Origin of the sequence: Glycomyces salinus (assembly GCF_016428645.1) — a bacterium.
GTDB classification, from domain to species: domain Bacteria; phylum Actinomycetota; class Actinomycetes; order Mycobacteriales; family Micromonosporaceae; genus Glycomyces; species Glycomyces salinus.
Window position 1 is genome coordinate 41,125 of the sequence record NZ_JAELXW010000076.1, and the last position, 7,357, is coordinate 48,481.

Annotated in this window: 6 protein-coding genes; 5 read left to right on the forward strand and 1 reads right to left on the reverse strand. The window is 71.8% G+C overall.

Translation table 11 applies throughout. From position 1 onward, the window contains the following. The first annotated feature begins 103 nt into the window (after positions 1-103). From JFB92_RS18550 to JFB92_RS18570, 5 genes are all read left to right on the forward strand, one after another. Entirely contained in the window at positions 104-2,383 is a 2,280-nt protein-coding gene (locus tag JFB92_RS18550; protein ID WP_199042293.1) for an SseB family protein, read from the forward strand. Position 2,384: 1 nt separating this feature from the next. Next, positions 2,385-2,747 (forward strand): UCP033725 family protein, encoded by a 363-nt coding sequence (locus JFB92_RS18555; RefSeq protein WP_199042296.1) that lies wholly within the window; start codon positions 2,385-2,387, stop codon positions 2,745-2,747. Positions 2,748-2,974: 227 nt separating this feature from the next. Next, a complete protein-coding gene (locus tag JFB92_RS18560; protein WP_199042297.1) occupies positions 2,975-4,129 on the forward strand; it encodes a Gfo/Idh/MocA family protein in 1,155 nt (384 codons plus the stop codon). After that, entirely contained in the window at positions 4,126-5,217 is a 1,092-nt protein-coding gene (locus JFB92_RS18565; RefSeq protein WP_199042299.1) for a dihydrodipicolinate synthase family protein, read from the forward strand. The genes JFB92_RS18560 and JFB92_RS18565 overlap by 4 nt, the downstream gene beginning before the upstream one ends. A 5-nt stretch (positions 5,218-5,222) precedes the next feature. Then, entirely contained in the window at positions 5,223-6,026 is an 804-nt protein-coding gene (locus JFB92_RS18570) for a sugar phosphate isomerase/epimerase family protein (RefSeq protein WP_199042308.1), read from the forward strand. Positions 6,027-6,101: 75 nt separating this feature from the next. Here the strand turns inward: JFB92_RS18570 and JFB92_RS18575 are convergent, their stop codons facing one another. After that, positions 6,102-6,848 carry an alpha/beta hydrolase family protein gene (locus JFB92_RS18575; protein ID WP_199042301.1) on the reverse strand — a complete coding sequence of 249 codons (747 nt, stop codon included), beginning with the start codon at positions 6,846-6,848 and terminating at the stop codon, positions 6,102-6,104. Positions 6,849-7,357: the final 509 nt, after the last annotated feature.

Genomic DNA, 7,357 nt, shown 5'->3' on the forward strand with positions numbered 1-7,357 from the left:
TTGACAACGCCCTCGCGTTACGGTGACGATCGCGAGGGGACGCCGCGTACTCTCGTCGCTGCCCCATCGAAGACCGATAGGGGAGAAGGGCTGAATGGGATCGATGTGGGAACCCAGTAACGAGACCGAGCACCGTCTCCGCGAGGCGCTGCGCGCTGACGACCAGGACGGATACTTCCGGATACTGTCGCAGATCGAGCTCGTGCTGCCGTTGTCCTATGAGGACCCGACGAGTGTCGGCGCCGACACCTGGGCCACCTGGACCACCGACGACCGCACCCACATCCTCGCGTTCACCTCAGAGACCGCTCTCGCGGTGTGTCTCCGGGACAACGCCGGCTCCTCCAGGCGGGTGAGGTTCAACGCCCTCGCCGACGCCTGGCCCGACCAGGAGTGGTGGCTCGCCGTCAACCCCGGCCTCCCCATCGAGGGATACCTCCCGGCCTGGTTCGTGAGCCAGGTCGCCCAGGGCATGACCACCGTCCCGGCCGACTCCCCGCCCGAACCCGGACACGGACCCGCGCCGACCGACCAGGCGTTCAGCCCGGTCAACCAGTCCGACCCCTTCGCCAACCCGATGGAGCCGGTCCAGCCGCGGCGCGACAACAGCTTCATGCCGGCCGCCCCGTCGGTCCCCGACGTCCCGCCCGCCCCCCGCCGGAACTCCGAGAACGACCAGGCCGGCCAGTACTCGACCGTCGCCGGCGAGACTCCGGCCGGACTGCCCCTGCGCCAGCCGCCGACCGCCGAGCCGCCCGCCGCTCCGCCGCCGCCGAGCCAGGCCGACCCCTTCGCCGCCCCCGCGCCGGACCGCGGCGAGACATTCTCCGAGCAGCCCCAGTGGCCCGACGACCAGAACGAGTGGCCCGACGCCCCGGCCTGGCTGCGCGAGCAGCAGCCCGACCCGTCGACCCTCCCCGAGCGCAACCCCGGGGCCGGCTACCAGTCCCAGCCCGACCCGTTCGCCGCGCAGTCCCCGCCGCCGCCCGAGCCGAACCGGCAGCCCGACCTGTTCGCGCATTCCGACCCGTTCGCCCAGCCCAGCCGCCCGCCCCAGTCCGAGGCCGCGGCCCCCGACTCCTTCGCGACCATGGGCAGCGCCTTCGGCAACCGGGGCGCCCAGGCCGACCCGCCCCCGACGCCCCCGGCCGAGCAGCACCACCACCGCGAGCAGGGCCCGACCCCGGTCGAGCTGACTGGCGCCGAGGCCGAGCCGCGCCTGGCCGAGGCCGCCTCCGGCGGCGACACCGCCGGATTCCTCCAGACCCTGCTGACCACCAGCGTCGTCCTCCCCGTGGCCGACGCCGCCGCCACGGCCATCCGCGTCGGAGACCCGGCGTTCCGCTGGGCCAGCGACATCGTCGACGGCATCCACGGCATCACCGTCTACACGACGCCCGAGCGCCTGGCCGAGCGCGCCGGCGAGGACACCCCCTACACGACCGTGCCCTTCGGCTGGCTCATCCAACACTGGCCCGGCGTCGAGTACTCCCTGTACGTCAACCCCGGCACCGAGGTCGGGGCGAACATGTCCGGGCCAGAGGTCGAACCGCTGCTGAAGTGGGCCGAGGCCAAGGGCCTGCTGGACTTCGCCACCGAGATGGAGCAGCGCCAGGCCGCCGAGGCGCGCGCCGCCGAGGCGGAGTCCGCGTCCGGGCCCATCATGTGGCAGAAGACCATCCCGCACCACCAGGTGTCGTTCTACCTCGAACGCGGCTACGACCGCGTCGGCGGTTTCGTCCACCCGTCCGACGAGGTCGACCACCTGCGCACGCCCGCGCAGCTCTACCTCGCGCTCGGACTCCTGCGCACCTCCGAGGCGTTCAGCCCCACCGACGACTCGGTCCACGTGCTGCGCTGGATCGGCTACCGTACCGACCTCTACCCGGCCGCGCTCGGCGGCAACGACAGCGCCGGGGCCGCCGAACGCGGCGGCTGGGTCGTCGAGGCCGCGCCGTTCCGCGGCGACGGCCTGGCCCCGTCCGAGTCCGGTGAGGAGCGCATCTCCGAGCACAAGGTCGACTCGGTGCGGCTGCCGCACGGCGCCAGGATCCTCCGCATCGACTCGCGCGGCGAGGTCACCGAGATCGCCGAGTTCGACTGTGACACCCGCGAGTGGGTCCCGGTCGAAGGCGCATTCGGGGCTCCGGCCGCGATCGAGGCCGGACCGAGCTCGGTCCCGAGCCAGCCCCGGGCCCAGATGTCCGAGCCGGATCTCGGCTCCGGGCCCATGGGCGAGGCCGCCCCCGGCCGCTACGAGGGCTCGGCCCTGGGCGAGGCGTTCGGCGGCGACCCGTCGGACGGCCACTACGATCTGGTCCGGCCCGCCCCCGACGAGCAGGCCGCATCGGTCCTGGAGAACCGCGAATGGAAGGGGGCCTGAGGTGAGGGACGGCTACATCGCGCGCTGGAACGGCGCCGAGTACGACTCCAGCCCCGACGGGGCGCACGTGCGGCTGTACTCGCCGACCGGCGGTGACGGCTTCGTGCAGGTCGCCGAGGGCCGCTTCCGGCGCGGCGTGCCGATCCAGGAGCTCGAGGACTTCTTCTACGTGCGCACCGTCTGCACCTGGCGGGGCGAGCCATTCCTGGTGCTGGGCGAGTCCGGCGACTGGCTGCGCCTCGAATACCAGGGCGGCCGCGCCGACGTGGCCATGAGCCTGGGGTTGGAGCCGTACGACACCGGCGTCTACCAGATCTGGGCCCCCCGCGGCGAGGTCGACGAGATCACCGAGCAGTACCTCTAGGCTCGGCTTTCACCCGCCGCTCCCACCGCGGTGCCGATGCACGACCCCGCAGGTGCCCGCCGCGGGGCAAATCTCCCCTGCGACCGCTTTCATCCGGCGGCACTTTTGCTGTATGCTTCAGAAAAACCCTTGAGAAAGCGTTTGCCGATCGACGCGCGAACGGGCAGACGACGGGGGCGGACGCCCGCGGAGCCGCAACTTTATAGTCAAGTCTGGAGCAGACCCCTATGACAGAACGCATCAGCGTCGGCATCGCCCTGAACGGCGTGACCGGCCGCATGGGATACCGGCAGCACCTCGTCCGGTCCCTGCTGGCCATCCGAGAGCAGGGCGGAGTCGAGCGCGCCGACGGCTCGGTCATCTGGCCCGAGCTGACCCTGGTCGGGCGCAACGCCGAGAAGCTGGCCGAGATCGCCGCCCGCCACGGCCTGGACAAGTACACCACCAGCCTCGACGAGGCGCTGGGGGATTCGAGCATCGACGTCTACTTCGACGCGCTCTCCACCCAGCACCGGCTCGCCGCCGTGAACGCCGCGATCAAGGCCGGCAAGCACGTCTACACCGAGAAGCCGATCGCGACCAACCTCGACGACGCGCTCAGCCTGGCCCGGAACGCCCGCAACGCCGGAGTCAAGAACGGCGCGGTGGCCGACAAGCTCTACCTCCCGGGCCTGCGCAAGCTCAAGCGCCTGGTCGACTCCGGATTCTTCGGCCGGGTCCTGTCGGTGCGCGGCGAGTTCGGCTACTGGGTGTTCGAGGGCGACTGGCAGGACGCCCAGCGCCCCTCGTGGAACTACCGCGCCGAGGACGGCGGCGGCATGGTCCTGGACATGTTCCCCCACTGGTCCTACGTCTTCGAGGGCACGCTCTCCCCGGTCAAGTCCGTGACCGCCCACGTCACCACCCACATCCCCGAGCGCACCGACGAGTCCGGCAAGTCCTACTCCGCGACCGCCGACGACGCCGCCTACGCGATCTTCGAACTGGCCGACGGCACCGTGGTGCAGATGAACTCCTCCTGGGCCACCCGCGTCGACCGCGAGGAACTGGTCGAGTTCCACGTCGACGGCACCGAGGGCAGCGCCATCGCCGGCCTGCGCAAATGCCGCGCCCAGCACCGCGCCCACACCCCCAAGCCGGTCTGGAACCCCGACATCGACCAGCCGATCGACTTCCGTTCGCAGTGGTTCCAGGTCCCCGACAACGAGGAGTTCGACAACGGCTTCAAGCTCCAGTGGGAGGAGTTCCTCCGCCACGTCGTCGACGACGCCCCCTGGCACCACGACTTCCTGGCCGCCGCCCGGGGCGTCCAGCTCGCCGAGGCCGGCTACCGCTCGGCCAAGGAGGGCCGCCGCATCGACCTCGAGGAGCTGCAGCTGTGAGCCGGAAGTTCGACTCGAGGGTGATCTACTCGGCCGCGCACGTCGTGGCCGACCCGCTCGCCGACAACGGACCGGGCCGCCCGGCCGCCGTCGACTGGGACGCCACGATCCGCTACCGCCGCCACCTGTGGGACCTCGGACTGGGCGTGGCCGACGCGATGGACACCGCCCAGCGCGGCATGGGCCTGGACTGGGAGGCCACCAAGGAGCTCATCCGCCGCTCGGCCGAGGCCGCCGGACCGGACGACCTGCTGGCCTGCGGCGTCGGCACCGACCAGCTCCCGGCCGCTCCGACCACGATCGAGGAGATCCGCGCGACCTACCTCGACCAGCTCGCGGTCGTCGAGGACGCCGGAGCCGGCACGATCCTGATGTGCTCGCGGGCGATGGCCGCCACCGCCAAGGGCCCCGAGGAGTACAAATCGCTGTACTCCGAACTGCTCGGCGAGGTCAGCGGCAAGGCGATCCTGCACTGGCTGGGCCCGATGTTCGACCCGGCGCTGGAGGGCTACTGGGGCACCTCCGACCTGGGCGAGGCCGCCGACGTGTTCGTCGACATCATCGGTGAGAACGCGGACAAGGTCGACGGCATCAAGATGAGCCTGCTCGACGCCGAGGCCGAGATCGCGCTGCGCCGCAGGCTCCCGGACGGCGTCCGCTGCTACACCGGCGACGACTTCAACTACCCGCGCCTGATCGCGGGCGACGAGCGGGGCCACTCGGACGCGCTGCTGGGCATCTTCGACCCGCTCGCGCCCCTGGCCGCCAAGGCCGTCCAGCGCCTCGACGAGCACGACCCCGCGGGCTTCCGCGAGGTCCTGGACCCGACGGTCCCGCTGGCCCGCAAGGTCTTCGAGACGCCGACGTTCAACTACAAGACCGGCGTGGTGTTCCTGGCCTGGCTGTCCGGGCACCAGGACCACTTCAGGATGGTCGGCGGCCTGGAGGCGGCCCGCTCGGTCGTCCACCTCACCGAGGTCTACGACATGGCCCTCGAACTCGGCCTCTTCCCGGACGCGAACCTGGCCGAGTCCCGCTTCAACGCGCTGCTGAAGGTCGCCGGGCAGCCGGAGAGGCGGCGCCGGTGAGCATCCTGGAGCGCTTCTCGCTCAACCACGCCACCACCAAGTTCTGGGACCAGCGCGAGGCCGTCGAAGCCTGCGCCGAGACCGGCAGCGGCATCGGCCTGTGGCGGGAGCCGGTGCACCAGATGGGCCTGGCCGAGACCGCCAAGCTCGTCCGCGACGCCGGAGTCCCGGTGACCTCGCTGTGCCGGGGCGGGTTCTTCACCGACCCGACCGCCGAGGCGATCGAGGACAACCGGCGGGCGATCGACGAGACCGCCGAACTGGGCGCGCCGACGCTGGTGCTGGTCTCGGGGCCGATCCCTGAGGGCGGCACGATCGACACGGCCCGTGAAGGGGTCGCCGAGGCCCTCGCGGCCTTGGCCCCGTACGCCGCCGAACGAGGCGTGACGCTGGCGATCGAGCCGCTGCACCCGATGTTCGCCTCCGACCGCTGCGTGGTCACGACGCTGAACGAGGCCCTGGACCTGGCCGCGCCGCACCCGGCCGACGCGGTCGGGGTCGTGGTCGACACCTACCACATCTGGTGGGACCCGGAGGTGTGGAACGGCATCGCCCGGGCCGGCGCCGAGGGCCGGATCGCCTCGTTCCAGCTGGCCGACTGGATCACCCCGCTCCCGGCGGGGGTCCTGACCGGCCGGGGCCAGCTCGGCGACGGCTGCATCGACATGCGCCGCTACTTGGAGGCGGTCGACGCCACCGGCTTCGACGGCCCCATCGAGGTCGAGCTGTTCAACGACGAGATCTGGGCCCGCCCCGGCCGAGAGGTCTTCGACCAGACCCGGAGCGCCTTCGAACGGGTCCTCACCTAGAGCCTTCCTGATGCCCCCGGAAAAGGGCCCGTCCGCCACCGTCCCCCCCCCGGGCGGCGGGCGGGCCCCCGGGCGTCAGGTGCGGCGCACCAGGAACTCCGCGGTGGCCTCCAGCAGCCGCTCTCGCGCCGGCACCGTCTCGAAGGTGTGCCCGGCTCCCTCGAACCGGTGCTCTTCCAGCCGATCGGCGTACAGATCCCGGTAGCGCTGGAGGACCGTATCGGTGATGAGCTCGTCGTCGGTGCCGGTGGCGAGCATGACCGGCCCGTCGTAGGCGGCGTCGGCCCACGGGTCGATCCCGAGGCCGTCTTCCAGGAACCGCCGGTAGATCGGTGTCCCGCCCCGGTCGGTGTACCCGTGTTCGAGGACGTCGGGCCAGCGGGGGTCCTCGTCGAGTTCGTTCGCGGACACGGCGACCGCCGCCGGAGCCCACAGCGCCAGCGACCGGACCGGATTCTTCGCGGCGACCAGCGAGGCGGTCAGCCCGCCCAGGCTCATCCCCATCAGCGAGATCCGCTCGGCGTCCACGCCCGGGAGAGCGGCGACCGTCTCCAGCGCCGCGGCGGCCTGGTCGACCTGATCTGAGACGGTCAGGTCCGCGAACTCGCCGTCCGACTCCCCGCAGGCGGCGAAGTCGAACCGGTAGGCCGCCAGTCCGCGCTCGGCCAGGGTCCGGGCGAGGCCGACGAAGATGTTGGAGAACTCCATCCGGCTGCTGCCGAATCCATGGCACAGGACCACCGCCGGAGCCGGGGTGCGATCGGGAAGGTGCATCATGCCGCGCAGCGTGCGGCCGCGATGAGAGAAGTCGAGGGCGTCCATGCGCCTCAATCTACCGACCGTCCGAGGAAATATTGGACCTGCAGGGCTGTGAATCACCGAAGTGCGGGGGCTGCGGGCCTTGGAGATCGCGAGAGTCGTAGTGGGCCGGGTTCGGTCGGGCGGCGACGGTGAGGTGGGAGGCGGTGTGGCGTCTCCTGTCGGCTGTCGGGTCGGTCTCGGTCGGGGTTCGATCTGGCGGCGACGGAATGGCGTGGGCGGCTTGTCGGGGATAGTCTGCCGTGTCCCGGGCACGACGAGGGCCCGAACCCGGTCGGGTGGGTTCGGGTTGGTGTGTCGTGTGTGTGCTGGCCCCCGCCGCGGGTGCCTTCCGCGGCGGGCGGCCTAAGAAGGGCGGCGGTCCGGGGTCGGAGCGTGTTGCGGTGCAGGCGGTCTCGCGAGGCGAGTCCTGCTCGGGTTCGGGGCGGGGCTCGGGTGTAGTCGGGGAGGATCGTCCGGGTCCCGAGCGCGGTCGGGGTGCGGTGGTTCGTCCGGGTTCCGAGCGCGGTTCG

Excerpts from the sequence above, each read along its gene's own strand:
- JFB92_RS18560 (WP_199042297.1), top strand. The coding sequence starts at position 2,975 with ATGACAGAACGCATCAGCGTCGGCATCGCCCTGAACGGCGTGACCGGC.
- JFB92_RS18550 (WP_199042293.1), top strand. The coding sequence starts at position 104 with ATGTGGGAACCCAGTAACGAGACCGAGCACCGTCTCCGCGAGGCGCTG.
- JFB92_RS18575 (WP_199042301.1), bottom strand. The coding sequence starts at position 6,848 with ATGGACGCCCTCGACTTCTCTCATCGCGGCCGCACGCTGCGCGGCATG.